The 25,445-nt window shown below is 40.0% G+C and carries 27 protein-coding genes and 1 other RNA gene; 8 read left to right on the top strand and 20 right to left on the bottom strand.

The genetic code is table 11. From position 1 onward, the window contains the following. Positions 1-24: 24 nt before the first annotated feature. The 12 genes from AC1DYB_RS27445 to AC1DYB_RS27390 form a co-directional block, all read right to left on the bottom strand. Positions 25-393 carry a hypothetical protein gene (locus tag AC1DYB_RS27445; RefSeq protein ID WP_477439732.1) on the bottom strand — a complete coding sequence of 123 codons (369 nt, stop codon included), beginning with the start codon at positions 391-393 and terminating at the stop codon, positions 25-27. Positions 394-410: 17 nt separating this feature from the next. Next, positions 411-1,358 carry an N-acetylornithine carbamoyltransferase gene (locus AC1DYB_RS27440; RefSeq protein ID WP_477439730.1) on the bottom strand — a complete coding sequence of 316 codons (948 nt, stop codon included), beginning with the start codon at positions 1,356-1,358 and terminating at the stop codon, positions 411-413. 78 nt (positions 1,359-1,436) lie between these two features. After that, positions 1,437-2,564 (bottom strand): aspartate aminotransferase family protein, encoded by a 1,128-nt coding sequence (locus tag AC1DYB_RS27435; protein WP_477439727.1) that lies wholly within the window; start codon positions 2,562-2,564, stop codon positions 1,437-1,439. A 40-nt stretch (positions 2,565-2,604) separates the two neighbouring features. Further along, positions 2,605-2,961, bottom strand: a complete 357-nt coding sequence (locus tag AC1DYB_RS27430; protein ID WP_295715321.1) for a four helix bundle protein — start codon at positions 2,959-2,961, stop codon at positions 2,605-2,607. A gap of 49 nt (positions 2,962-3,010) precedes the next feature. After that, positions 3,011-4,009, bottom strand: a complete 999-nt coding sequence (gene argC, locus AC1DYB_RS27425) for an N-acetyl-gamma-glutamyl-phosphate reductase (protein WP_477439725.1) — start codon at positions 4,007-4,009, stop codon at positions 3,011-3,013. Then, positions 3,987-4,340: a cupin domain-containing protein gene (locus AC1DYB_RS27420; protein WP_477392925.1), complete on the bottom strand. Its 354-nt coding sequence runs from the start codon at positions 4,338-4,340 to the stop codon at positions 3,987-3,989. The genes argC and AC1DYB_RS27420 overlap by 23 nt, the downstream gene beginning before the upstream one ends. Continuing rightward, positions 4,337-5,533, bottom strand: a complete 1,197-nt coding sequence (gene argG / locus AC1DYB_RS27415; RefSeq protein WP_477392927.1) for an argininosuccinate synthase — start codon at positions 5,531-5,533, stop codon at positions 4,337-4,339. Before argG ends, AC1DYB_RS27420 begins: the two co-directional genes overlap by 4 nt. Before the next feature lie 108 nt (positions 5,534-5,641). Next, positions 5,642-6,283 carry a GNAT family N-acetyltransferase gene (locus AC1DYB_RS27410; RefSeq protein ID WP_295715313.1) on the bottom strand — a complete coding sequence of 214 codons (642 nt, stop codon included), beginning with the start codon at positions 6,281-6,283 and terminating at the stop codon, positions 5,642-5,644. Between the two features lie 445 nt (positions 6,284-6,728). Beyond that, on the bottom strand, positions 6,729-7,691 hold the full coding sequence (locus tag AC1DYB_RS27405; protein WP_477439723.1) for a YpdA family putative bacillithiol disulfide reductase: 963 nt from the start codon (positions 7,689-7,691) through the stop codon (positions 6,729-6,731). 87 nt (positions 7,692-7,778) lie between these two features. Then, an RNA gene (gene ffs / locus AC1DYB_RS27400) (signal recognition particle sRNA small type) lies at positions 7,779-7,877 on the bottom strand. Between the two features lie 565 nt (positions 7,878-8,442). Next, positions 8,443-8,976, bottom strand: coding sequence for a hypothetical protein (locus tag AC1DYB_RS27395; RefSeq protein ID WP_295715309.1), 534 nt, complete (start codon positions 8,974-8,976; stop codon positions 8,443-8,445). 76 nt (positions 8,977-9,052) lie between these two features. After that, positions 9,053-9,700: a 2'-5' RNA ligase family protein gene (locus AC1DYB_RS27390; RefSeq protein WP_477439721.1), complete on the bottom strand. Its 648-nt coding sequence runs from the start codon at positions 9,698-9,700 to the stop codon at positions 9,053-9,055. A gap of 50 nt (positions 9,701-9,750) precedes the next feature. On the opposite strand from AC1DYB_RS27390, the gene dinB reads away from it, so the two are divergent. From dinB to AC1DYB_RS27370, 4 genes are all read left to right on the top strand, one after another. Next, a complete protein-coding gene (dinB, locus tag AC1DYB_RS27385) occupies positions 9,751-10,935 on the top strand; it encodes a DNA polymerase IV (protein WP_477439719.1) in 1,185 nt (394 codons plus the stop codon). 171 nt (positions 10,936-11,106) lie between these two features. Further along, positions 11,107-12,330: an acyltransferase family protein gene (locus AC1DYB_RS27380; RefSeq protein WP_477439717.1), complete on the top strand. Its 1,224-nt coding sequence runs from the start codon at positions 11,107-11,109 to the stop codon at positions 12,328-12,330. Between the two features lie 9 nt (positions 12,331-12,339). After that, a complete protein-coding gene (locus tag AC1DYB_RS27375) occupies positions 12,340-13,365 on the top strand; it encodes a sensor histidine kinase (protein ID WP_477439715.1) in 1,026 nt (341 codons plus the stop codon). Positions 13,366-13,369: 4 nt separating this feature from the next. Further along, on the top strand, positions 13,370-14,068 hold the full coding sequence (locus AC1DYB_RS27370) for a LytR/AlgR family response regulator transcription factor (RefSeq protein ID WP_477439713.1): 699 nt from the start codon (positions 13,370-13,372) through the stop codon (positions 14,066-14,068). Positions 14,069-14,076: 8 nt separating this feature from the next. On the opposite strand, the gene AC1DYB_RS27365 is transcribed toward AC1DYB_RS27370, so the two are convergent. From AC1DYB_RS27365 to AC1DYB_RS27350, 4 genes are read right to left on the bottom strand one after another with little or no spacing between them, the layout of a single operon-like run. Then, positions 14,077-14,604, bottom strand: coding sequence for a GNAT family N-acetyltransferase (locus AC1DYB_RS27365; protein ID WP_477439711.1), 528 nt, complete (start codon positions 14,602-14,604; stop codon positions 14,077-14,079). Positions 14,605-14,634: 30 nt separating this feature from the next. After that, a complete protein-coding gene (locus AC1DYB_RS27360; RefSeq protein ID WP_295715294.1) occupies positions 14,635-15,225 on the bottom strand; it encodes a hypothetical protein in 591 nt (196 codons plus the stop codon). Then, positions 15,212-15,709, bottom strand: coding sequence for an RNA polymerase sigma factor (locus AC1DYB_RS27355; RefSeq protein ID WP_184543351.1), 498 nt, complete (start codon positions 15,707-15,709; stop codon positions 15,212-15,214). The genes AC1DYB_RS27360 and AC1DYB_RS27355 overlap by 14 nt, the downstream gene beginning before the upstream one ends. A 45-nt stretch (positions 15,710-15,754) precedes the next feature. Continuing rightward, positions 15,755-16,282: a hypothetical protein gene (locus AC1DYB_RS27350; RefSeq protein ID WP_295715289.1), complete on the bottom strand. Its 528-nt coding sequence runs from the start codon at positions 16,280-16,282 to the stop codon at positions 15,755-15,757. 170 nt (positions 16,283-16,452) lie between these two features. On the opposite strand from AC1DYB_RS27350, the gene AC1DYB_RS27345 reads away from it, so the two are divergent. The 4 genes from AC1DYB_RS27345 to rpmA all read left to right on the top strand — a co-directional run bounded on the left by AC1DYB_RS27345 (position 16,453) and on the right by rpmA (position 19,428). Continuing rightward, positions 16,453-17,826: a dicarboxylate/amino acid:cation symporter gene (locus tag AC1DYB_RS27345; protein ID WP_477439709.1), complete on the top strand. Its 1,374-nt coding sequence runs from the start codon at positions 16,453-16,455 to the stop codon at positions 17,824-17,826. 379 nt (positions 17,827-18,205) lie between these two features. After that, on the top strand, positions 18,206-18,625 hold the full coding sequence (locus AC1DYB_RS27340; protein ID WP_295715285.1) for a hypothetical protein: 420 nt from the start codon (positions 18,206-18,208) through the stop codon (positions 18,623-18,625). A 75-nt stretch (positions 18,626-18,700) separates the two neighbouring features. Further along, on the top strand, positions 18,701-19,009 hold the full coding sequence (gene rplU / locus AC1DYB_RS27335; protein ID WP_295717044.1) for a 50S ribosomal protein L21: 309 nt from the start codon (positions 18,701-18,703) through the stop codon (positions 19,007-19,009). 50 nt (positions 19,010-19,059) lie between these two features. Beyond that, positions 19,060-19,428, top strand: a complete 369-nt coding sequence (gene rpmA, locus AC1DYB_RS27330) for a 50S ribosomal protein L27 (protein WP_295717042.1) — start codon at positions 19,060-19,062, stop codon at positions 19,426-19,428. A gap of 725 nt (positions 19,429-20,153) precedes the next feature. Here the strand turns inward: rpmA and AC1DYB_RS27325 are convergent. From AC1DYB_RS27325 to rnr, 4 genes are all read right to left on the bottom strand, one after another. Then, positions 20,154-21,746 carry a M1 family metallopeptidase gene (locus tag AC1DYB_RS27325; protein WP_477439707.1) on the bottom strand — a complete coding sequence of 531 codons (1,593 nt, stop codon included), beginning with the start codon at positions 21,744-21,746 and terminating at the stop codon, positions 20,154-20,156. 62 nt (positions 21,747-21,808) lie between these two features. Further along, on the bottom strand, positions 21,809-22,207 hold the full coding sequence (locus AC1DYB_RS27320; protein ID WP_477392957.1) for an energy transducer TonB: 399 nt from the start codon (positions 22,205-22,207) through the stop codon (positions 21,809-21,811). A gap of 13 nt (positions 22,208-22,220) precedes the next feature. Continuing rightward, positions 22,221-23,195, bottom strand: a complete 975-nt coding sequence (locus AC1DYB_RS27315; protein WP_477439705.1) for a polyprenyl synthetase family protein — start codon at positions 23,193-23,195, stop codon at positions 22,221-22,223. A 55-nt stretch (positions 23,196-23,250) separates the two neighbouring features. Then, positions 23,251-25,386, bottom strand: coding sequence for a ribonuclease R (gene rnr, locus AC1DYB_RS27310; RefSeq protein WP_477392961.1), 2,136 nt, complete (start codon positions 25,384-25,386; stop codon positions 23,251-23,253). Between the last annotated feature and the right edge of the window lie 59 nt (positions 25,387-25,445).

Raw genomic sequence — 25,445 nt, 5'->3', positions numbered from 1 at the left:
TGTACAAAATGCCAATCCTTAAATTTACTCTTTTGCTTTGGCATGTTGAGGAAACTCTTCTTCGTAAAACGGGTATGGTATCGCTAAGACAGTTACATCAAAAAAATCGCCGTCCATCCCTGATATTGAACAGGCATCTCCTTTAACCTCATCCCCGCTTCGGTTATATACACGTAAACCGGGAATTGTACTGGTTGTTATCAGTTTATCTTCAATGTATTCCTGAAAATCAACGCCATTTAATAAGCAATACGCTCTAAAAAAATTAAAGTCATATCCAATATTTAAAAAGTTAATCCTACCAAAAACGACTCCCATAGTTGGATCCGCATTTTCAAATACAGTTGTGCCGATTTTAATATTGTCAAGTAAGATATCATAAACTTTACTCATAAAATCAGCACAGGATATTATAAACTTTCCAACATCTGCTTTAACACAGCTTGTGCAGCCCAAACGCGGTTTCCGGCTTCATGTACAACAATTGAATTTGGGCCATCTAATATTTCATCTGATAACTCCAGGTTGCGGCGTACAGGCAGGCAATGCATTACTTTGGCATCATTGGTTGCCTTCAGCTTTTCGGTAGTTAGCATCCACTCTTCATTTTTACCCAGTATATTACCGTAAGGCTCATATGCAGACCAGTTTTTTACATAGATAAAATCAGCGCCGGCTAAAGCTTCGTCTTGTTCATAGGTTATTTTGGCACCTTGTGTAAAATCGGCACAAAGCTCATATCCTTTAGGTTGAACTATAGTAAAATCAACATCGGCCTTACACATCCATTCAGCAAATGAGTTAGGAACCGCCTGTGGCAACGGTTTTATATGAGGCGCCCAGGTTAATACAACCTTAGGGCGCTCAGTAGTTTTTAATTCTGTTATGGTGACTAAATCTGCCAAGCTTTGCAAGGGGTGGCGGGTGGCCGATTCCAGGCTCACCACGGGCACTTTGCAAAACTCCACAAACTTATTAAAAATCATTTCGCTGTAATCTTCCTCGCGGTTGCGCAGGCCGGGGAATGAACGCACGCCTATAATGTCTGCATACTGCCCCATAACACCGGCTGCTTCACGGATATGCTCTACTGTTGATCCGTCCATGATCACGCCGTCGCGTAGCTCTAATGCCCAGCCTTCCTTATCTATATTAAGCACCATCACATTCATACCCAAATTAAGCGCTGCTTTTTGAGTACTCATACGTGTACGCAAACTTGGATTTAAAAACACTAAAGCCAGTGTTTTATTTTTACCCAATTGCTGATGAGCATAAGGATTCTGTTTAAGAGCCAACGCCTCTTTTACAAGTGCGTTGATATCAGTAACATCATTTACAGAAGAAAATAATTTCATGAGCCTTATTTAATAATGATTTAGCAAATTAATATTTATTTAAAAGTCGCCGCCAAAAGGGGATGATTTAGAAAGGGCTTATTGATTTAAAACGTTTACAAATGCTTCCAGGAACCTATCGGCATGTGCTTTAGTCAGGTTAAGTGCAGGTAGTAATCTTACTACATTTGGCTTGGCCTCACCCGTAAAAATATGATGTTTAAATAAAAGTTCTTTACGTGCATGCGCCAATTCTTCCGGCAATTCGATACCTATCATCAAACCACGACCCCTAACTTCCGTAACTTGCTCCAGCTTTTTAAGCTCTTTTATCAGGTATTCGCCAACGGTTGCAGCGTTTTGCATCAGGTTATCCTGCTCCATTACCTCAAGCACCGCTAAACCAGCTGCACAAGCCAAATGGTTGCCACCAAAAGTGGTGCCCAACATGCCATAAGCAGGCTGTATTTTTGGCGAAATAATGATACCCCCAACCGGGAAGCCATTACCCATTCCCTTTGCCATACTGTAAATATCGGCATCAATACCTGCAAAATCCTGTGAAAAGAATTTACCGGTACGCCCGTAACCACATTGTACAGAGTCGGCAATAAAAACAGCATTATGTTCGTCACAAAGCGAACGGATCTTTTGCAGGAAGCTTTCAGGGGCTACCTGGATACCACCAACGCCCTGGATGCCTTCGATAATTACAGACGAAATTTCGTTATCGGCAAAAGCCTGCGCCAAAGCGGCTTCATCGGCCCATGGTAAAAAGATTACGTTGTCGGTTTGGTTGATAGGCGCAACAATCTTGGGATTGTCTGTAACGGCCACAGCTAACGATGTACGGCCATGGAAGGCTTTTGTAAACGCGATAACTTTCTTTTTGCCGTTGTAAAAAGACGCCAGTTTTAAAGCATTCTCATTAGCTTCTGCACCGGAGTTACATAAAAATAACTGGTAATCTTCTTTACCGGATACCTTACCCAATTTTTGCGCCAGCTCTTTTTGAATAGGGATCTCAATGGAGTTTGAATAAAACCCTAATTGATGTAATTGATCTTCCAGTCGTTTTACATAATGAGGATGGGTATGGCCGATAGATATAACGGCATGACCGCCATACATATCAAGATATTCATTATCCTGGGCATCATAAACAAGGCTGCCCAGCCCTCTTACTATATTTATTGGATTGATTGGATATACGTCAAATAGTTTCATATCATTTAAGCTGAAAGCTAAAGGCTAAAGGCATAAAGCTTTATTTTCTAAGTATTTTAATCAGGCCTATCAGCATTGCCTTAACTTCGTTTATTGACTTATTTGTTTGCTGAAACAAATCTTCAGTGATGTACGAGAGATCTTTGCACATTAAACAGCAATATTCAAGTTCATGTGCCGAACCTAACGACTGATCTAAAAAATGAGCAAAATCACGCTCTGTATTTCTTCCGCACCCTTCAACTATATTTAAGGGAATTGAATACGAAGCTCGTTTTGTTTGACTCATTAAATCATATTGTTCACTTTTAGGGAATTTTGGAAGTACTGTTAGGTAAATGAACATATTAAGTTCATGTGCTTTTTTCCATACTTCATACTTTTTGTAATCCCTCATAGTTATTTTTCAGGGCAACAGCTTTTTGCTTTCAGCCTTCGGCTTTTAGCTAAAAAGCGGTCGCCTTAAGTCGTAGTCCTGTGCGCTCGTCCAAACCGAACAATAAATTCATGTTCTGTACTGCCTGGCCCGAAGCGCCTTTAAGTAAGTTGTCCATTATGCTGATAATAAATATTTTATTATCGTGTTTTTTAACTTGAATAAAGCATTTATTGGTATTTATAATTTGCTTTAAATCAATATTGCGGTTGGTTACATACGTAAACGGATGTCCATCGTAATAACCCTGGTAAAGTGCTAAAGCTTCTTCTTCGCTCAAATCACTTTCGGTATACATGGAAGCGATGATCCCTCGGGTAAAATCGCCCCGATAAGGAATAAAATTAATCGCTTTACCAAAATCAGGTTGTAATTGTTTTAATGACTGCCCAATCTCATTTAAATGCTGGTGACTAAAGGCCTTGTAAACAGAAAGGTTATCGTTTCTCCATGTAAAATGCGAGGTAGCGGCCAAACTTTGGCCGGCACCAGTTGAGCCCGTTGTTGCTGTGATATGAACTTCGTTATTCAGCAATCCTTTAGATGCTAAAGGAAGCAATCCTAATTGTAAGCAGGTAGCAAAACAACCCGGATTGGCAATGTTATCAGCTGTTTTAATCGCCTCCCGATTTAATTCGGGCAAGCCATATACAAAGTTTTTAGTTTTGAATTTTGAATTTTGACTTAACCTAAAGTCCTGGCTCAAGTCAATGATCTTAACGGCATCAGGGATGTCATTCGCTTCTAAAAACTTTTTAGCATCACCATGACCAACGCAAAGAAAAAGCACATCAACATCGGTAAAAAACTCAGCCGCGAATTTTAAGTCGGTATCACCAAAAAGGTCGGTATGTACTTCGTAAACGTAATTGCCTGCATTGCTGTTACTATGAATAAAAGCAATATCTACATTGGGATGGTTGATAAGAATGCGCAGCATTTCGCCACCAGTATAACCTGCCCCGCCAATGATACCTGCCCGTACTTTATTTAATGTTGATCCTGTCATTATTTGTTGATGGATAAGAATATAGAATAAATTCCAGGTCACTTCTGTCGTTATTACTGATGAAGTGTTTTTGACCCGGTAATATTTCGATGCCTTGCTCTGGTTTTAAAACCGTTGTTTCTCCATTGATATGGAGAGTCGCCCGTCCCTTTAAAATGAAAAATACCTGCTTAGCCCTTTCATGGTAATGCAATTGCTCGGCAGTATCAGGCGGCATCAATTCCTGTTTTACAGATAGCTCTTCGGTATCAATAAATGTCCACCCGTAGCAGTCGTCGCCCCATTTATAATGCTTTAAACATTCGCCTTTTGAAAAGATGGTGTTGATCATTTCGCATCTTGATTAACCTTGTGATAGATCATCACCTGGTTGCCAAATATTTTAGAGAAACCTTTTACATCTTCACCAGACCATGAATTGTTCATTTCGCCATAGCTGCCAAATTTATTCGACATAAGGTCATGAGCAGACTCAATGCCGATTACCTGGAAGCGATAAGGGTGCAATTGTACAAACACTTTGCCAGTTACATTTAGCTGAGTATCGCTCAGGAATGCTTCTATGTTGCGCATAATTGGGTCATGAAACTGACCTTCATGCAGCCAGTTGCCATAAAATGCAGATAGCTGGTCTTTCCATGAAAGCTGCCATTTGGTAAGCACATGTTTTTCTAAAGTATGGTGGGCTTTGATAATAACCATTGGCGCGGCTGCCTCAAAACCAACCCTGCCTTTAATACCTATAATGGTATCGCCAACGTGAATATCACGACCAATACCGTAAGGCTGCGCAATTGCCTGTAATGCCTGGATTGCCTTGGTTGGATGATCATATTTTTCATTATCAATGCCAACCAGCTCGCCTTTTTCAAATACCAATTCCAGGTTTTTAACTTCCGATTCAGTAACCTGTGTAGGCCATGCTTCTTCCGGTAAACCTAAGTTTGATGTAAGCGTTTCTTTACCACCAACTGATGTACCCCAAATTCCCTTATTGATAGAGTATTTTGCTTTTTCGAAGTTCATTTCTACACCATGATCTTTCAGGTATTGGATCTCTGCTTCGCGGCTTAATTTCAAGTCGCGGATAGGGGTGATGATCTTTACTTCCGGAACCAGGATATTAAAGATCATATCAAAACGCACCTGGTCGTTACCGGCGCCTGTGCTGCCGTGTGCTACAAACTCAGCACCAATTTCTTTTGCGTAGTTGGCAATTGCGGTTGCTTGGCTCACACGCTCGGCACTTACAGAAAGTGGGTAAGTGTTGTTCTTTAAAACATTGCCATAAATCAAAAAGCGAACACAAGTATTGTAAAAATTAGTTGTTTCATCCACTACGTGATGTGATGTAACGCCCATTTGGTAAGCTCGTTCTTCAACTCCTTTTAACTCTTCGTCGCTAAAGCCGCCCGTGTTAACAATTACAGAGTGTACTTCGTAACCAAGGTCCTGTGTTAAATATATACAGCAAAATGAGGTGTCTAATCCGCCGCTGTATGCTAATACTACTTTCTTTTTCATTTTTTGTGGGCTTAAAGCTAAAAGCGAAAGGCTTAAAGCTTTTTATGTTTTCAATTTGTATGTGCTTTTTATCAGTTTATTTATCAACCTGGCTTATCGCCCTTTAACCTAATCTTGCCCCATCCGCTTTTTAATGGCATTTTCAATTCGCTCAAGCAAGGTGGCTTTGTGCGTAATTCTTTTCATTTTCTCTTCGTCCTGTTTTTGTTTTTCGGCGGGATCAAACAGCATGGCGGTGCACATGCAGTTCTTGCGATCTTTGCTCATCAGGATATCGTAGTTAACGCAGCTTTTGCAGCCGGCCCAAAAATTTTCATCCTGAGTAAGTTCAGAATAGGTAACAGGTTCATACCCAATTTCTGAGTTGATACGCATTACGGCTAATCCCGTCGTCAATCCAAATATTTTAGCGTTTGGATATTTTTTGCGTGAAAGCTGGAAAATGGCATGTTTAATGGCTTTCGCCAAGCCTACTTTACGAAACTGCGGGTTTACAATAAGACCGGAATTGGCCACAAAGTCGCCATGGCTCCAGGTTTCTATATAACAGAAACCGGCCCAGGTACCGTCTTTATGTAAGGCAATAACTGCTTTGCCTTCCAGCATTTTATTGGCAACATATTCTGGTGAACGTTGTGCAATACCCGTTCCGCGCGCTTTGGCCGATTCGGCCATTTCATCACATATCATTGGGGCAAAATCTACATGCTGTGCTGTAGCAACCTGAATATCAAAATCTTGTATGGTCATTTAAATAGATGATTACCGTTAAATTAATTGGCTTTTAAAGGCCTTAATAATTAGATGGCTTTTCTTAAAAGAAGTTTAATAACTCTTTTGTGAGGGCTTAGTGCGAGAAATTAATTCAAACCCGTGGCATATAGGGCCTTCGTCGGGGAGGGCAGCATAAAAAAACAGTTGAACCCAAAGCAGCGGCAACCGGAGCAAATGTTGCTCTTATTGCGGGCTTATTTAAGCTTGGTTGATTCATTTTTTCGATTGTATTACTGTGTTTTTAATTTGGGTGCAAATTATCGCATAAATTTTTACTTATACAAGAAAAAAATGATTTAGTTGATGTAAGTTAATTTGAAGATTTGAGAATTTGAAAGTTTGAAGATTAATTACGGCATTTTAAGAAGACTCTTTAATGCTGCAAATGCAACTGCAAACAACTGAAATAAGCTTCACTTAATCAACTATTCACTTTCTGTACAATATCATTCAGGATCATATCCGCGTGAATGCGCGAGTTTTCAATAAACCATAAATGTGTATCCATTCCACCACAGACTACACCGGCAAGGTATAGGCCCGGTAAATTGGTTTCCATAGTTTGGTGATTATATTGTGGGATGCACTTGTCTTCGGATAAAATGATGCCCAACTTTTTTAGGAAATCGAAATTGGGCTTATATCCTGTCATGGCCATCACAAAATCATTAGGAATGGTGATCAGGCCATCCGGTGTATTTATATCCACCTCGTGCTCCCGTACCGCTTCCAGGTTGGAGTGAAAGTATGCTTTGATGCTACCTTCCTTTATCCGGTTAATGATATCTGGCCTTACCCAGTATTTAACCCTGCTGCTGATCTCCGGGCCACGCACTACAAGTGTTACTTCGGCACCCTTACGGTAGGTTTCCAAAGCCACATCAATGGCGGAATTGCTTGAACCCACAACAACTACTTTTTGCGATGTGTAATAATGCGGATCGTAGTAATAATGTTTCACTTTGGGCAGGTCTTCGCCTGGAATATTGAGTTTAACAGGGATATCATAAAAGCCGGTTGATACAATCACTTTTTTAGCATGGTAAGTTGCTTTGCTGGTGGTGATGGTATAATCGTTGTCTTCGGCTTTTACATTGGTAACTTCTTCAAATAAATTAAGGGGTAAGTGGTTTGATAAGGCCACCCTGCGATAATATTCAAGTGCATCATTACGGGTTGGTTTATTATGTACAGTTACAAATGGCACTCCGCCAATCTCCAGTTTTTCTGATGTGGAGAAGAATGTCATGGTTGAAGGGTAATTGTACAGTGAGTTGACCAGGCAGCCTTTTTCAATAATAACAAAACTTAAACCTTCTTTTTGTGCTGCAAGTCCGCAAGCTAAGCCTATAGGGCCACCACCTATGATGAGTATATCGAGCATTTAATTTATATTAAGACTTTGATAGAATGCAAAACCTGTGGAAAGGTTTTAAGCCTGTTGCCAATTGGCAAAAATAGAAAAATAAAAAAAGGGTAAGCTACTTTTATCGCGCCGCTCAACTCTCTACCCTTGCTGTGTTCCCACCCTGGGGGAGTTCAAGAGGAGCTGGCCGTAAAAGACTTACCCCGGCGCAAATATAGAAAAATGATACGTTTTTGGTTAATAAATTGTTAAAAAAAGCTTAGCTACTGATAGTGAAGCTGATAGTTTTTCAATTGCGCCAATAAAATACCATTTGATGAAAGCGTATCACGTTTTATCATTTCTTTAAACTCCATTTCTGGGATTATTTAGGAGCCTTTGTATGATTAGGATGATTTAGTTGGAGACAATCCGATGTCAACAAGGCAAAGGATAATAACAAATGCGGCTTATTTCAGTCGCATTTGTTATTGCATATAAGTGAAAACGTTCTAAAATACGAGGGCAATCTTTTTCATAACGATGGATTTCAAATCATCGGTGTTCGTAAGGTTTGTTAACAGTCCTTTAATTCTCTCCAAATGGCAGGGTGGGGTTAAAAAGTGCGCAATGATAGGGAGGGGGGGGCACAAACCTCATGCAACGGTGCTTGAACGCCTGATTTAACCCCTACCTCCTCCTTCCCCGAGTAAGGAATCGCACATCGCCTCCGCCTTTTTATATCTTCCAAACACCTATGATTTCAAACCCATCATTGTGGCTGATTGCATTACTTTGTCAATATTAATTCAAGATCCTTTTTCACCAAATTTGAATTTTTAGGTTTTATCTCATAATCGAAGTTTCCGGCGCCTTCGGTCGCAATCCGGATAATTGATATCGACTTTGTTTTTAATGTTTCTATATCTTCTTTTGCCAGATCGTAATATATCAAGGTAATAACCCGGTTGGCCTCCGTATTATAACTTACATGTGGATCGCCGCCAACAGTTGGCGAAAGGTCAAGAACGCTGTTATCGGTAAATTTAATGTTGGTTATGTCGGCCGGACCTATCGAAAATACACGCGGGCCATTCACATTATCTAGTCTGAATGCAAGCACATAGCTTTTGCCTATTTTTTGTGTGTACACGTAAAGCAAGCGCCCCGTAACAAGGCCAAGCTGGGTATAGATACGTTCATCTGAAGTTCTCCAGGTTGTATCGCCTTTGATCTTGTCAATTTCAGGTTTCTCTAATTTTTGGGCCAGTACTGATGTTGTAAGGCCGGCTAATAACATCAGTGTTAAGTGAACTTTTTTCATTTTGTGATTTTAGGGTTAAGTAATAAAATAAATAATGGTAGGGATAAGGTTTAAATGGTAGTAATAAGGTTTAGGTTTAAAAAAGATTGATTTGATTTTGATTTCCCGGTTGAATATGTTTTTTAATAAGTGAATCCATTTGATGCTCAAACCCAATGGGGTTTTTAAATCGGAATGTTTTAAAATCTTCCCATTTGGGCGAATAGCCAAAAGTTTCGCGTTTTTTAACTTTTAATTCGTTGATCCAAAATGGTTCTACCATGTGCCTTTGCCTAAAGTTTGGCCAAAGGATATTAAAGTCATCCTCCGGGATATTCCTGGCAATAGTAATATGGGGCAAAAGTGTTTTTTTAATCTTCAGAACGGCCTTTAAATGCCTGAACCACTGCTCAACCGATGGTGTAGAACGAATATGGGCGTAAATGGTCATTTTGTTATGCAGGTGAGGGAAATAGTTAAACCCATCTACATGCAGCAGCACAGGAGGGAGTGCCGCTAAGCTGCTTTCCATCATCTGTATACTTCTGTCTTCCATAAACGGCTTCTGACGTTCCAGTTGCATAATGGAGATATGTGCCGGCGAATCCATGCTCTTGAAATCACCTATAAGTTTTGCCGATGCTTTTTTGTAGCGGGCAATTTCCTGTTTCACCGTTTCGGGCGGTGATAGCAGCATCAGATAGTCCTCATACATCCGCATAATCATGTGTTTTTGTGTTTTCAAAAATGCTAATTAAATTAGTAAAATGCAAAATTTATTAGCATTTTTGTTTCATGGATCAAAAGCGGCATATTGTACATATTGATCTCGATTCATTTTTTGTATCTGTGGAGCGCAAATTTAATCCGGCGCTCATTGGCAAGCCTGTGCTTATTGGCGGCTCGGCAGAAAGGGGAGTAGTGGCTTCATGCAGTTATGAGGCGCGTAAATTTGGTATTCACTCTGCCATGCCTATGAAACAGGCTATGAAGCTTTGTCCGCATGCTATTATAGTTCATGGTACGCATGGGCGCTATTCAGAGGCATCACGTGAGGTAACAGAGATCATCCGTGACTCCGTGCCGCTTTACCAAAAGTCATCCGTTGATGAGTTTTATATTGACCTCACCGGGATGGATCGTTTTTATGATTGTTACCAGATAGCGTGTAATCTGCGCCAAAGGGTGATCAGGGAAACAGGTTTACCTATCTCATTTGGTATGGCATCTGGCAAAACGGTGGCTAAAATGGCTACTAACGCCTCTAAACCTAACGGCCAGCTTTATATTAAACACGGGGAAGAAATACAATTTCTGGCCCCGCTGCCAATAGGCAAAATCCCCGGCCTGGGTGAAAGCACCAGCCAAAAATTGTATCAGTACGGCATTGAAAAAATTGGCGATCTGCAACGTACCAATATTCGTTTCCTGGAAACGGTTTTTGGTAAAGCGGGCACTTATCTGTGGGAAAAGGCCCATGGTATTGATCACAGTGAGATCATTCCGCATAGCGATCGTAAATCCATATCTATTGAGCATACATTTGATGTAAATGTGAATGACCTGCGTACGTTAGAAACCATCCTGGTATCTATGACAGAAGAATTATCTTCCAAATTGCGCCGGGAGGATAAGCTCGCTTCGTGTGTGGCCATCAAGCTCCGTTATGCCAATTTTGAAACACACACGCAACAACAAAAAATAGCCTTTACCGCGGCCGAGCATATATTACTGCCCGGCGTAAAAAATCTACTTAAAAAAGCCTGGAACCAACACCGGCCCATCAGGCTGATAGGGGTTAAATTAAGTGATTTATGTACCGGGAAATACCAGATCAACCTGTTTGAGGATAATGAAGAGCGCATCAGGCTTTACCAGGCTATGGATAATATCAACTTTAAGTTTGGCGATAAAACAGTTTGCCGGGCAGCCGGAATGGAAATTGGCACAAGGAATTTCAATCCGTTTTTGAAAGACTGAATACTAACCTCGCTCTGCCGTTATTTTGATAGAGAAAGCGGATGGACGCCGGCTTTGCGATTGGTTGCCTCAGTGGAATTTTTACCATTGGTCAAAGCATTAATACCATTGGTCAAACTAATTTTATAGCGGCTGCTGGAGTTGTTTCTTTTGATAAAAAAAGAAAACTTTATGGAAACCATACAACGTCAAACTTACCTGGATTGGTTAAGGATTTTATCCATACTGGGGGTATTATTTTTTCACTCGGCCATGCCTTATGTTGCCGAAGATGGATGGCATATTAAAAATGCAGAGACCAGTAACTTAATGATGGAATCAAATCATTTTTTGCACCTTTTTCGCATGCCGCTGCTCTTTTTTATTTCTGGTACCGTGAGTTACTACATGATGCAGCGGCGATCTACTTTAAACTTTATCGGTTTACGCTTCCGCAGGTTGTTCATACCGCTTTTGGTGGGCATGTTTATCATTGTGCCGCCACAGATATATATGGAGCGGTTGGCGCATGGATACAAAGGAAGCTTTTGGGGTTTTTATCCAACTGTATTTAATTTTATACCTTATCCTAAAGGCAGTTTTAGCTGGCATCACCTGTGGTTTATCGCCTATCTGCTTATTTACGATTTAATGTTCGCCCCTCTATTTTCCTGGATGGTATCAGCTAAAAGTGATGGTTTTAAACAAAAGCTTGCTGTATTAGCCAACGGGAAATGGGTTTACCTGTTAATGCTGCCTGGTGTTACCTGGTTTACCTTATTGAGCTGGCAATTGCCCGAAACCAATGATCTGGTACATGATGGCTGCTATTTTGTTTACTGGTTGTTTTTTGTTTTGGCGGGTTTTATATGCATTGTGCAGCCCAAACTGATGGATAGCCTGCAACCGAACCGGCGCTTCGCTTTAACCATCGGCTTTTTGAGCCTAATGCTGTGGGAGTGTTTAAGGTGGAATGGAATTGAACCCGGTGAGGCCCGCTGGCCCTTTCAAAATGTACTCTTTAGCTATGCTTTTACCGCTTTAAGGCCAATAATTGCATGGGGATGGGTTTTGGCACTGGTTGGCTATGGCAAGCAATACCTTAACCGTACGCATAAAACATTAAACTATTTAAACCAGGCCGTTTATCCTTTTTATATTCTGCACCAAACCGTAATAGTTTTAATAGTTTATTATATTGTGCAGGTACCTAATGAAAGCATCCTATCTAAGTATATTTATACCGTTGGGATCACCTTTTTTATAACAGTGCTTATTTATCATTTATTGGTACGCCCGTATGCTTTAACCCGCTTTTTATTCGGCATGAAACCAAAGGATAAAGCTGGTTCCGTAACAGAAATGGATCTTAAAGAAGTAAAACCGGTTGTAACGCTTGCTGCATGTGACTTGTAATTTAATGATATGAAATTCTTTCGGAAATATATTTCCCCCGCGTTGTATGGCCTGCTGGTATATTTTACTGTAAGGCTGCTGCATGACACTGAACATGATGAAATGTTTTGGAAAAGAGACTGGGGTTTAAATGTCCTTGAAATGAGCTGCAGTGTATTGGTGGGCTATGCAGGCATATATATATTTGAGTGGCTCTTTCGGTTTTATGACAGGCGCTGGCCACTGCAATTTAATTATAGGGGAGTAGTAAGAGAATTAATTATACTGGTGTTTGCTAACCTGGTTTTGGTGAACTTGATATTTACTCCAATGGCTGCATTGACTGACGACGGCCTATCCTGGGGTGATCTGGCAGACCTCACAATGATACCAACCTTATATGCCATTATTTATTATGGCATAGCCCGTAGCAGTACATGGTTAAAGGCCTACATTGCCAACAAGGTACAACTGGAAAAGTTGACTACCGATCAGTTAGAAACCGAACTTAAGTTTTTGAAAGCCCAATATCATCCGCACTTTTTGTTTAATGCTTTAAACACCATTTATTTTCAGATGGATGAGGATGTGCCGGCGGCCAAAAAGAGTACCGAATTGCTTTCCAGTTTGCTTAGGTATCAACTTTATGATCAGCAACAGCAGGTACCCATAAGGCAGGAATTGGAATACCTGCAAAATTATATTGAGTTTCAAAAAATAAGGGCAAGCAATAAGCTGTGCTTAAATGTTTGTTTTGATACGAAGCTGACCGATCAGTCAATATATCCGTTGCTGTTATTGCCATTGGTTGAGAATGCGTTTAAGTATGCAGGCGGCGACTATGAAATTAATATCACTGCAAAAATTACAGATGGCATATTTATTTTTGTTGTTGATAATGACGTGCCGGCACAAATACAAGCTAAAGATAATTATACCGGTATAGGGCTGGGAAATTTGAAAAGACGCCTGCAATTACTTTATCCCGATAAAAATAAGCTGGTTGTTAACCGGCATGAAAATAGGTTTATAGCCGAAGTTGAATTGAAATTTTAATAGGATGGGCCGGATTAATTGTATTATAACCGATGATGAACCTTTTGCAAGAAAAGGCCTGCAGGGATATATAGAAAAAGCAGGCTTTTTTGACCTGAAAGCCCAATGCGAAGATGCCATGGAGCTGAGCAATGTGTTGAAGCAACAACCGGTCGACCTGCTTTTTCTGGATATCCAAATGCCGCATTTAACGGGTGTGGATTTTTTAAAGTCGCTTCAAAATCCGCCAAAGGTGATATTTACTACCGCTTTTAAAGAATATGCCACCGATGGTTTCGACCTGGATATATTGGATTACCTGCTTAAGCCTATTTCTTTTGAACGCTTCATGAAGGGTGCCTTTAAGGCTAAAGATTATTTTGACCAAAAAAGTAATGGGAGCGAGGCTGGTTACCTGTTTGTAAAAAGCGAAGGCAAACTGGAAAAAGTTGTTTTTGATGAAGTGTTTTTTGTGCAGGGCATGGAAAATTATGTAGTGATACAAACCCTTAATAAAAAGATCATCACCCATAGTACGTTAAAAGCGTTTGCCGATAAGCTGCCACAAAGCAGGTTTCTGCAAACACATAAATCCTATATCGTTGCTTACAATAAGGTTAGCTCTATTGAGGGGAATACTCTAAATATTGGGCAATACCAAATCCCCATTAGCAGGCAATTAAGGGAGCAGGTAATGTATATGTTGATCAATCAGGGGAAGTAAAATGCTTTTCAGGTTAATTCCTTCTTCATTAACAGGTCGTTCTGCAAATCATTTCCTAATAAAAATTCATGATTGCTAAATACTTTAAAACCATGGTGTTCATAAAAGCCGATGGCGTTATGATTGTGTTCCCAAACACCAAGCCAGATATATTTAAAATGGTGATCAACTGCCGTTTTAATAGCGAAATTTAAAAGCACCTGGCCGATTTTTTTTCCATGAAACTCTTTCGATACATAAATGCGTTCTACTTCAAGGGCATCGGGCTCTTTAAATTCAGTTTGGGCATCGCCAAAATTCAATTTAAGGTAACCGGCCATTTGGCCGTTAAACAGCGCAAAGTAAAATTGAGAGCCGGGGTTTTCGATCTCGGCGCGTATTCGTTCTGTAGTAAATGCTTTAACTGCATAGGCTTCCATATCGTCAGCCTTATTCAGCGGAGCAAAAAAATAGAAGAATGTATCCCTGCTAATGGTCAGCAAGGTGTCAACATCAGCCGCGGTTACTTTTTGAAGTGTAATAGAATTGTCCGTCATTTTAAAATGAAAATTTCGGTACAATAATAATTAATCAAATTGTTCTTTCAGGCGTACCAGGCGATCTATCATCAGGTTAAGTTTTTCTTCCTCGTTCTTAAACATTCTTGGCTTTAAATAAAACGTAGTGAATAAAAACCAAATGATAATGGAGCCATAAGTGACTATTTTAAATATCAGCGATGAGCTTTCCAATACTTCAATAAAGTAAAGCGCAAGCCCGGCGCTTATCATCAATATATAAATGTAGTAGAACCAGCCGATAACTTTCGACCTGTTTTTTTGGTATTCCTTTAAGCTTTCAAGGTACTCAGCTGGATTTATTGTAGCATCGCGCTTGCTGAGTATATGATAATGCCTTACAGTTAATGAAAGGTACATGAGCATGGTAACCAATACAATTAATATACCCGCCGTAGTAACTCCCGACTTAAATGCCAGAAAAAATGTAACAATGGCTGCAAATATGGTGATAGCCACCATAGCCACTATAGTCCAGTACAACTTATTAGTTATGCTGCGAATCCCCTTCTTTACCTGCTTCAGCACCTCATCCACTGAAAGCTGATCTTGCTTTGGCTGTCCCTGCCAAACCGACATCAAATGATCAAAGTCTTTCATACTGGTTATATAATTCTGTTAACTTTTGTTTTATACGATAAATTTTCACCCTCAAATTTCCTTCCGATATGCCCGAAACATCTGCTATTTCGGGGTAGGGTACTTCGTCGAGTACCAATGTTATAATAATTCTTTCTGATTCTTCTAATTTTGATATACACTTATATAGTAAAGCAACCTGCTCATTCTTTTCAGAAAATTCCTCTCGCTTAGTTTCAGCTATTTGATCAGTAAGTTCGTCTTTTGCCTGTCGCTTTTCCGATCGCAGGTAGGTTAAACACGTGTTTACAGCAATGCGATATATCCAGGTGGAGATCATGGCCTGGTTGCGGAATTTGTCGAGGTTTTGCCATACTTTTAAAAAGGTTTCCTGTAAAAGATCATTCGCGGCATCATCATCGCCGGTATAACCATAGCACAAATGGAATATCTTTTTAGAATTAGCTTCATATATTTGCTTGAACGCTGCTTCTTTGTTGGCCACAATTAATAGATTTTTTATAGTTTAGATTGACGATGGTTAAATATGTTACAACAAGTAATCACTCTTTTTAAACCAGGAAAGTTTTTTTTCTGCATCGGTGATTAAATTGTTGTAATTCTCAGCGTAATCAAATTGAAGATCTTCATGCAACTTGTTTATCAGCGTTTTTATTTTCTCTACTGTTCTTGTCAAAATTAAGCGGATAGGTTTGTAAGAAGTACGCCTGTCAGCGTATTCAAGGTAATTGCTGCAAAAGTTCAGTAACAACTCTATTTCGGCCCCTTTTGATCCTGTAAATTTAGTGTATTTGCTGAGTAACCGTAAAATTTTACGCATGCCCTTAGCTGCATGGTAACTTAAAGCCGGTAACTGGCTAAACATAAACCCAGCCTCGGCTTTCACTTTTTCAAGAAACGCGGTTTCGTCATATGCCTCAAATAATAAATAAGCCAGCAACTCCTTGTTTTCTTTTTTATAACGGGCCAAACGAAGAATTAACTCAGACAATTGCTCAAGCGGCATGTGCTGAATTTCTTTTTTTATGTGCTGTAATCCGTAAGTGGTAACCGTCATACTGTTTTAAAAGTTGGGCAAAATACTAATTAGAATCAAGAGACAAGAATTAAGTACCAGGACAAGTTTCGCGGAGCAAACAGGCTTAATTTAAAAGCTTTGATTCTTGTGTCCTGATTCATAACTCTTAAAACAGTAAATTTTGTACTTTTACACCCTCAATAGAATCGATGCAAAAAAAAAGCAAACTAACGCTCTATATTTTTATAGCTCTAATTTCGGGTGTTGTAATGGGATATATTTACAATACAAATGTAATTAACACCATCAATGCCAACATCAGTACTGCAGATGCTGCTATAAAAACCATCGATAAAAACCTGCTTGCATCTACAGATACAACAACCGAAGTTTTTAGAAACCTAAAACTACAAAGAAAAACGCAGGCAAAAATACAACTGGATAACAATAATCTGCGCGAGGACAAGCTGGAACTGTACACTATTTTAAGTAAGATTTTCCTTAATCTTATTAAAATGGTTGTAGCGCCGTTGGTGTTTACCACATTGGTTGTTGGTGTTGCCAAGGTAGGGGATATAAAGGCGGTTGGCCGTATTGGCGGTAAAACCATGCTTTGGTTTGTTAGCGCTACCCTGGTTTCGTTGTTATTGGGTATGTTATTGGTAAATTTGTTTCAACCCGGTAAAGCCATGCACCTGCCATTGCCCGATAGTCATTTAACTACCGGTATAAAAAAATCGGCATTGTCATTAACCGAATTTATAGGGCACGTATTTCCTCAAAGTTTTATTAAAGCTTTGGCCGATAATGAAATACTGCAAATAGTAGTGTTCTCCCTGTTTTTTGGTGTTGCTACCGCTGCTATTGGCGAACAGGGGAAAATAGTGATCAAAGCCATGGATGCCATTGCCCATGTTATTTTAAAAATAACAGGTTATGTAATGAAGCTGGCGCCCGTTGCTGTATTTGGTGCTATTACGGTAGTAATAGCTAAACAGGGACTTGGTGTGTTATCAACCTATGGTATTTTTATTGGTGAATTTTATTTTTCGCTGGTGTTACTTTGGCTGATCATTATATTGGCTGGCTTTGTAGTATTACGCAGGCCGGTTTTTAGGTTGATAAATAATATTAAGGATGCTATGCTGGTTGCTTTTAGTACCTCAACCAGCGAGGCTGCCTATCCCAAGGTTTTGCTTGAACTGGAACGCTTTGGATGCAGCAATAAAATTGTAAGCTTTGTTTTACCATTAGGTTATTCATTTAACCTTGATGGTTCAATGATGTATATGACCTTTGCGTCGTTGTTTTTGGCGCAGTCTTACGATATTGACTTGTCGTTGGGGAACCAATTATCTATGCTGTTGGTACTCATGCTTACCAGTAAAGGTGTAGCTGGCGTGCCCAGGGCGTCGCTGGTTGTTATTGCGGGCACCCTATCGATGTTTAATATACCGGAAGCCGGGTTGTTCCTGCTGATAGGCATTGATCCACTATTGGATATGGGCAGATCGGCTACGAATGTGCTGGGCAATGCAATGGCAACGGCAGTGGTAAGTAAATGGGAGGGAGAGCTGGAATAATACCCGCAACGCAAATAATAAAGCGTCATTGCGAGGTGTAAAATCCGGAGACGCTGAAGGAGAATTGACGTTTTAAAAGGTTGTCATCCTGAACGTAGTGAAGGATCTATTCGCAGACTTTACAGGGCGAAGAAGTATGACGAATAATAGATCCTTCACTACGTTCAGGATGACAAAAACTTTTTTTACAAAAAACGACATAGGTATACACGAAGCAATGACGGTTTAAATAAATAACTATATAATAAATAATTCTAAAATCACTAATTCATTAACTCGCAAATTCACTAATTGATATATGACCAGTCGTACTAAAAAAATATTTTTAATTTTTACAATTGTAGTTCCGTTCCTGTTATACTGTTTTTACTATTATGGTATGATGATCAAGAACGCACCATACAGATATTCTGATTTTCAGTCGATATCTATCAAGTATGGTCCTAAGGATAGTTTAATCAATCAATTCAGTTCAAAAACAGGAGATTATCAATACCTTAATAAAAGGGACTCGTTGGTGAAAGTACATATCAGGCTTACTGATGATGATCTGTTATACCTGCACCACAAAGCGGCAGATCTGGGCTTTTGGGACTTCCCGGCAAATGAAAGAGGCGATACTACATCTGCAGATAAACCTACGCGTTATGTTATTGAGTTTAAATATAAAACCAAAACCAAGAAGGTTACCTTTGATTCAAATTTTGCCGGCGACCCTAAATTAATTGATGCCAACAAACAATTGATCAAGGAGATAGATCAAAGTTTAACAACAGCCGAAAACAGGCTGAAAAAATAAAGTATAGGTATGTTGTTTATTTAATAATCAATCCCTATATTTGCACCTCGAATTTTAAAACAATAATTAACAAACATGTACGCAATAGTAAGTATAGCCGGACAGCAATTCAAGGTTGCAAAAGACCAGCAGATCTTTGTACACAGGTTACAAGGTGACGAAGGCGCTAGTATTGAATTTGACAGTGTATTGTTAGCAGAAAATGAAGGTTCATTCAAATTAGGTTCTGATTTGAAAGGTGCTAAAGTTTCAGCTAAGATCTTGTCTCATTTAAAGGGTGATAAAGTGATCATTTTCAAAAAGAAAAGAAGAAAAGGTTACAAAAAGAAAAACGGTCACCGTCAACAATTTACCAAGATCGAGATCACCGGTATTACATTATAATTTAAAGTTTAACCGGAGTTGTTCTTCAATTCCATAAAAGATATTAAAAAATGGCACACAAAAAAGGGGCCGGTAGTTCCAGAAACGGCCGCGAGTCGCATAGCAAACGTTTAGGTATCAAAATTTTCGGTGGTCAGCCAGCAATTGCAGGTAACATCATCGTTCGTCAACGTGGTACTAAACACAACCCAGGCGTTAACGTAGGTATCGGCAGGGATCATACATTATTTGCATTAACTGCTGGTCATGTAGTTTTCAGAAAGAAAGCTGACAACCGTTCATACGTTTCTGTTGTTCCTTTTGCAGAAGAAGTTGCTGAAGTAGCAGCACCTGCACCAGTTGCAGCCGAAGAAGCTCCAAAAGCTAAAAAAGCGGCTCCAAAAGCTAAAAAAGAAGATACAGAAGCAGCAGCTGAGTAATTAGCAAGCGCTTTAAGAATATAGAAAAGCCCTGGTCAATTTGATCAGGGCTTTTTTGGTTAATTTGTTTTGGGCAATTGAATTTTGGCGCGAACAGATGGTTTCGCGAAATTTCGTACCTACCTATGACATATTTACTAAAAAGCTTTTGTCATCCTGGAACGCAGTGAAGGATCTGTTATTCGCCATGCTTCTTCGCCCGGTACAGTCTGCGAATAGGTCCTTCGTTCCTACCTATAACAAGTTGTAGAATCCCAGACTTACGAAGTTTTAAAAACTTCGTAAGTCTTTCACCGCTTGTCATTTCCCACCTTTAGAGTTTTCCCTACCTATGACGTATCTGTTTCATACCAGGCAATCGGCTCTGTATGGTGGCAACGACTCACCCCGCCGGTCCGCCATTCGCGGACGGCGACCCTCTCTTCGGCTTCGCCGGAAAGAGGGTAAAAAAAGGTAATTTTGAATTTTTCAACTCCCTCTTTCCAACGAAGTTGAAGAGAGGGATGTCGAGCGTAGCGATGACAGGGTGAGTCTTAACCTTGGTTAGTTTACGTCATTTCCCCTTTAGAGTTTCGCCAAATTTTATCACTCAGGATGACAAACTTTTCAAACGTCATTTTCCTTTCAGTGTTCGCCGGATAGTAAAACTCGCAACGAAGCGTGGGGATATGCTTCATTAGAAGTCTAAAAATATTTCATAAATCATTTTTAGACAGCCTCTAAGATTATTCTAAGATCAATTTCTTTAAATAATAAGTATCCGGATCAATGGCCGGCACAGTTTTGCTTACAATGGTTGTTCCTTTTTTATCCAATATATAACGTTTTGTAACGCCATCAGCGGTGATATCTATTGGTAAGGGCATATCAATATTTAAAAGCTGGATGAGATACTTATCGCCGCGCTGTGCTTTTATATGCACTTCCAGTTTATTGATAGAATAGATATATAAATCAAACAATGGTTTCAGATCAATACCTGCCGCTTTACTAAAATATTCCTGTACATCAGCAGTGGTTACCAGGTTGCTGTACGTGTATTTAGGATCAGTTACGAAACCTTTCAGGGTAGGGAAGAAGACGGTGTCTCCCATGATATACCTCAGCGTGTGCATAAAGAATGCTCCTTTGCCGTAGATATCGCCGTTGTAGGCTGCTTCTTCGTCAATATCTTTACCTATAACTAAGGGGATTTTATTGCCAAATGCTAATGCGGCCTGCTGAAAGTGTTTGATGTAGGCTTGCTCGCCTTCCAGCTCCCTTATTGGCATAGCATCGCCAAAGGTGCAGATTCCTTCGTGAATCCAGTAATCGGCCCAATCTTTGGCTGTTACTTTGTTGCCCCACCATTCGTGGCCAAATTCATGGTGCATCAGCCAATCAAAATCCTGTCCGCCTAATTTAGAATACCTGAACTTATTGCCATAGGCATTCATGGTTTGGTGCTCCATACCTAAATGCGGCGTTTCAACTATTCCTATTTTTTCTTTAACCCATGGGTACTCACCAAAATATTTTTCCTGGATGTGAATTGTACGTTCAAAAATATCCAGGTGACGGTTAGCCTTTGACGCATCCTCATTTAATACATAAAACTGGATGGGTACTATATGCCCATCAATGGTTTTGTATGGTCTGCTTACTACTTTATAGTCGCCGGCATTAAATAATATGCTGTAATTATTGATGCTGTAATTGGTTTTCCAATGGTAAGTGGCGGTGTTGTTTTGCTTTGTGACTTTTTGTAATAAACCCGGACCTGCAACTACCAAATCTTTGGGTACGGTGATGATCATATCTACACCTTCATTAGGCTCATCAGACGGATGATCTTTACATGGGAAATATAATTTGCCACCCGTTCCTTCGGCAGTAATGGCCATCCACTGGTGCCCTGTGGAATCTTTTGACCAGATAAAGCCGTCATCCCACGGCGGGCGACGGGCCACATGCGGCTTACCGCCGTAAATTACTTTTACACTTGCCTTACCTGCGGGCAACTCTTTTGTTGTGTTTATGGTGATGAGGTTGTTCTGATAAGTATATGCCTCCTTTTTTCCATTGACTAACACATTGCTGATCTGTAGGGAATCTAACAGATCAAAAAGCAATACGTGAGTAGGTTGTGCCATAATCACATCAATGGTAGTGTAACCGTCAATGGTTTTTTGAACAGGATCAACATTTAAGGCGATGGTATAATGCCTTACATCCATAATGGCTTGCTCGGGTTTGAGTTTACCGCCGGAGGTTAGGGTTTGGGCGTTTGTAGTAACAAAAGCAATTACTCCAATTATAGTTAATAGTATTCTATTCATACCCTAAATATAATCAATACTCTCTCACCAGCAAACTATCGGCAATAGCTTCACTAACTATGCTATTTAAACTTCACAGGTAAAGTATACAGATATTTCATTAGCCTTCGATCTTTCATGCCTGGTTTCCATTTTGGCATATGGCTCACAACTCGAATTGCTTCTTCGTCGGTTTCTTTAGAAAGACTTTGTACTATTTTAATATCATTAAGGCTACCGTCTTCGTAAACGATAAAAGTAACTATTACATTCCCTTTAATTTTGTCTTTTTTTGCTTGTTCAGGATACTTTATATTATTACTTATCCAAAGATTCATCTTATCTGGACCACCAGGAAATTCAGGATCCATTATAAAATGGATAACCTTCTCTGTATGTGTCGTTTTTGTAGTGTCAATAAATTGTGCCTTTGCAGATTGGCAAACAACTATTCCAATTATAATAAACAGTATCCTTTTCATCCCTTAAATATAATTAATACTCCCTCACCAGCAAACTATCTGCAAACTGCCTCAGGTATTGGCGGCGGTCTTCGGATAGGTTGATCTGATCAAGCGCGTCAAAAGCTTTTTCTGCATAGGTTTGCATGGCATATTCGGCATATTGCCTTATATCTAACTGGTTATAAATTGCCGTTACTGCAATTACCTTCTCTGCAGAATCAAATTGTTCCAGGTTTAGCCAGCTGTTCAGATTGTCGGCTTGCTCATCCCGGGCCAGTTCAAGCGCTTTGATGAGCAGGTATGTTTTTTTGTTGGATAGGATATCACCGCCAACCTGTTTACCAAACTTTTCAGGGTCGCCATAAACATCCAGGATGTCATCCTGTAACTGGAAAGCTATGCCCAGGTTAACACCAAAACTGTAAAGCAACTGAGCATCATTTAAGGACGCTCCTCCTATAATGGCACCTATTTTTAGCGTTCCGCCTAATAATACGGCGGTTTTAAGCCTGATCATATCCAGGTACTCGTCAATAAGCACATTATTGCGCTGCTCAAAGCTCATGTCAATCTGCTGGCCTTCACATACGCCCGTGGCTGTCTCATTAAATACATCCATCACCCGGCGTAAAATGGCATCATCAACCTTCATCATCAGCTTGTTGGCCTCTACCATCATGGCATCGCCGGATAGGATGGCCACATTGGCGTTCCATTTTTCGTGCACTGTTTTTTTGCCACGGCGAAGTGGGGCTTTATCCATTATATCATCATGCATCAGCGTGAAGTTATGGAATACCTCTATTGCCAGGGCCGGCTCAATGGCTTTATCTACATCGCCCCCAAAAAGGTCGCAAGCCATCAAAAGAAGACTGGGGCGAAGACGTTTACCACCCAGATCCAATATATAGCTTATGGGTTCATAGAGTTCGGCAGGAGAGTCAGGGAATTTTAGCGCGTCTACAGCTTTACTAATCAATACCTGTAGGTCTGTAAGTTGTTTCATTTTTTTGTTGTGTGGTTGACCAGGCTGATTAAGTTAAATTAATCAACCCATCAACTTAGTCCTGTACTAACGAAAAATCAATTTGTTTTTTGGTGAGATCAACATTTTTAACCCTGATCTTTACTTCATCACCCAGTTGGTAGATTTTCTTTTTACGCTGACCTATGATACAATAATTTTTCTCATCCAAAGTATAAAAATCATCAGATATATCACGTAAACGGATCATACCTTCGCATTTATTTTCTATTATCTCTACATACATACCCCATTCTGTAACACCCGAAATAATACCCGTAAACATGTTTCCAACCTGGTCGCGCAGGTATTCGGCCTGTTTATATTTAACTGAAGAGCGTTCCGCATCAGCCGCTTTTTTCTCCATTAGCGAGCTATGGCTGCATAGTTTTTCGTAATGCTCTGCATTGGCAGATTGCCCGCCATTTAAATAATGGAAAAGCAAACGGTGAACCATCACATCCGGGTACCGGCGGATAGGAGAGGTGAAGTGCGTATAATGATCAAATGCCAAACCATAATGACTACTTGTTTTTGTAGTATATATTGCCTTTGCCATTGAACGGATTGCCAAATGCGTAAGTACATTCTGCTCCTTTTTACCTTCCACATCTTCCATCAGGAAGTTGAGAGATTTGGCCGTTTCTTTATCCGATTTGGTATTTATTTTATATCCAAACCTTGCTGCAAATTGCGCAAAGTTTGCCAATGCATCTGGTTTGGGCGAATCGTGTGTACGGTAAACAAATGTGTATTTATGCTTTCCTTTGCCCATCTTGTTTACATACTCGGCCACTTTACGGTTAGCCAGTAACATAAAATCTTCTATGAGCTTATGCGCATCCTTGCGTTCTTTTACATATACGCCGGTGGGTTTGCCTTTTTCATCAAGCTTAAATTTAACCTCGGTAGTTTCAAAGCTGATGGCGCCATTCTTAAACTTACGATCACGTAGCTTATACGCCAACGCGTTTAGTTTTAATATTTCATCTTTAAAATCACCCTGCTCGGTTTCAATAACTTCCTGAACCTCTTCATAAGTAAAGCGCCTGTCTGAGTAGATGATGGTTTTACCATACCATTCATTGATAATGTAGGCATTCTCGTCCAACTCAAATACCGCCGAAAAACAAAGCTTTTCTTCTTTGGGGCGTAAAGAGCATAACCCGTTTGACAGGCGTTCCGGAAGCATCGGTATAACCCTATCTACAAGGTAAACAGACGTTGCACGCTCCAGCGCTTCTTTATCCAAAGCAGATTCGGGCACGATATAGTGCGAAACATCGGCAATGTGAACACCCACTTCGTAGTTACCATTTTCGAGTAATTTGTAAGATAAAGCATCATCAAAATCCTTAGCATCAAACGGATCAATAGTGAAGGTTGTGATATCCCTGAAATCTCTCCTTCTCGCAATTTCGTCTTTGGTGATAATATCACCTATTTCTTCAGATTCATGCTCAACCTCTGCCGGGAATGAAAGAGGGAAGCCATATTCGGCAAGGATGGCATTCATTTCGGTGTCATTCTCGCCCTGGGCACCCAAAATATGTTTTATCCGGCCAATTGGGTTTTTTGCTTCGGCGGGCCAGTCGGTTATTTCTGCAACAGCTTTTATTCCGTTTTTGGCGCCGTTGAGCTCACTCATCGGGATAAAAATGTCATGCATCATTTTGCGGTCATCCGGAATAAAAAAAGCAAAGCGTTCTGATAGCTTTACAATTCCCGTAAATTCCATTTTGGCACGTTGCAGTATTTCTATGATCTCACCCTCTTTGCGCTTACCCTTGCTTATGGCGTATACGTAAACTTTAACCCTATCGCCATGTAAGGCGTTACGGAGTTTGCGTGGTGCAACAAAAATGTCGCTTTCAAATTCATCATCGGTAACAATAAAAGCCGATCCATCGTTGGTGAGGTCAACCCGGCCTTCAATAAATGTTTTTAATTCAAGCAGCTGGAATTTGCCAGGAGCAATTTCTTTAAGGACTGATTTTTGGGCCTCATCCTTTAAAATATCAAATATAATCTCGCGCGATTCTGGATCGCGAACGTTTAATTTAGCAGAAACCTGTTTATAGTTTAGTGGGGTATTACCGTTTTGTTCAAATATATCAAGTACCATTTGTGTAAGTACCTGAACTATAGAAGAATTATTTTTCTTTTTAGACATACAGAAGTATTTGATCAAAGATACGGAATTTCGGCGTTTGGGAAGCGGGGCTAACAGGG

The organism is Mucilaginibacter sp. P2_A4, assembly GCF_056405015.1.
Note: the sequence above shows the minus strand (reverse complement) of the source record. Positions and strands in the feature narration are given on the sequence as shown.

Excerpts from the sequence above, each read along its gene's own strand:
- AC1DYB_RS27445 (WP_477439732.1), bottom strand. The coding sequence starts at position 393 with ATGAGTAAAGTTTATGATATCTTACTTGACAATATTAAAATCGGCACA.
- AC1DYB_RS27440 (WP_477439730.1), bottom strand. The coding sequence starts at position 1,358 with ATGAAATTATTTTCTTCTGTAAATGATGTTACTGATATCAACGCACTT.
- AC1DYB_RS27435 (WP_477439727.1), bottom strand. The coding sequence starts at position 2,564 with ATGAAACTATTTGACGTATATCCAATCAATCCAATAAATATAGTAAGA.
- AC1DYB_RS27430 (WP_295715321.1), bottom strand. The coding sequence starts at position 2,961 with ATGAGGGATTACAAAAAGTATGAAGTATGGAAAAAAGCACATGAACTT.
- argC (WP_477439725.1), bottom strand. The coding sequence starts at position 4,009 with ATGACAGGATCAACATTAAATAAAGTACGGGCAGGTATCATTGGCGGG.
- AC1DYB_RS27420 (WP_477392925.1), bottom strand. The coding sequence starts at position 4,340 with ATGATCAACACCATCTTTTCAAAAGGCGAATGTTTAAAGCATTATAAA.
- argG (WP_477392927.1), bottom strand. The coding sequence starts at position 5,533 with ATGAAAAAGAAAGTAGTATTAGCATACAGCGGCGGATTAGACACCTCA.
- AC1DYB_RS27410 (WP_295715313.1), bottom strand. The coding sequence starts at position 6,283 with ATGACCATACAAGATTTTGATATTCAGGTTGCTACAGCACAGCATGTA.
- AC1DYB_RS27405 (WP_477439723.1), bottom strand. The coding sequence starts at position 7,691 with ATGCTCGATATACTCATCATAGGTGGTGGCCCTATAGGCTTAGCTTGC.
- AC1DYB_RS27395 (WP_295715309.1), bottom strand. The coding sequence starts at position 8,976 with ATGAAAAAAGTTCACTTAACACTGATGTTATTAGCCGGCCTTACAACA.
- dinB (WP_477439719.1), top strand. The coding sequence starts at position 9,751 with ATGGATCAAAAGCGGCATATTGTACATATTGATCTCGATTCATTTTTT.
- AC1DYB_RS27380 (WP_477439717.1), top strand. The coding sequence starts at position 11,107 with ATGGAAACCATACAACGTCAAACTTACCTGGATTGGTTAAGGATTTTA.
- AC1DYB_RS27375 (WP_477439715.1), top strand. The coding sequence starts at position 12,340 with ATGAAATTCTTTCGGAAATATATTTCCCCCGCGTTGTATGGCCTGCTG.
- AC1DYB_RS27370 (WP_477439713.1), top strand. The coding sequence starts at position 13,370 with ATGGGCCGGATTAATTGTATTATAACCGATGATGAACCTTTTGCAAGA.
- AC1DYB_RS27365 (WP_477439711.1), bottom strand. The coding sequence starts at position 14,604 with ATGACGGACAATTCTATTACACTTCAAAAAGTAACCGCGGCTGATGTT.
- AC1DYB_RS27360 (WP_295715294.1), bottom strand. The coding sequence starts at position 15,225 with ATGAAAGACTTTGATCATTTGATGTCGGTTTGGCAGGGACAGCCAAAG.
- AC1DYB_RS27350 (WP_295715289.1), bottom strand. The coding sequence starts at position 16,282 with ATGACGGTTACCACTTACGGATTACAGCACATAAAAAAAGAAATTCAG.
- AC1DYB_RS27345 (WP_477439709.1), top strand. The coding sequence starts at position 16,453 with ATGCAAAAAAAAAGCAAACTAACGCTCTATATTTTTATAGCTCTAATT.
- AC1DYB_RS27340 (WP_295715285.1), top strand. The coding sequence starts at position 18,206 with ATGATGATCAAGAACGCACCATACAGATATTCTGATTTTCAGTCGATA.
- rplU (WP_295717044.1), top strand. The coding sequence starts at position 18,701 with ATGTACGCAATAGTAAGTATAGCCGGACAGCAATTCAAGGTTGCAAAA.
- rpmA (WP_295717042.1), top strand. The coding sequence starts at position 19,060 with ATGGCACACAAAAAAGGGGCCGGTAGTTCCAGAAACGGCCGCGAGTCG.
- AC1DYB_RS27325 (WP_477439707.1), bottom strand. The coding sequence starts at position 21,746 with ATGAATAGAATACTATTAACTATAATTGGAGTAATTGCTTTTGTTACT.
- AC1DYB_RS27320 (WP_477392957.1), bottom strand. The coding sequence starts at position 22,207 with ATGAAAAGGATACTGTTTATTATAATTGGAATAGTTGTTTGCCAATCT.
- AC1DYB_RS27315 (WP_477439705.1), bottom strand. The coding sequence starts at position 23,195 with ATGAAACAACTTACAGACCTACAGGTATTGATTAGTAAAGCTGTAGAC.
- rnr (WP_477392961.1), bottom strand. The coding sequence starts at position 25,386 with ATGTCTAAAAAGAAAAATAATTCTTCTATAGTTCAGGTACTTACACAA.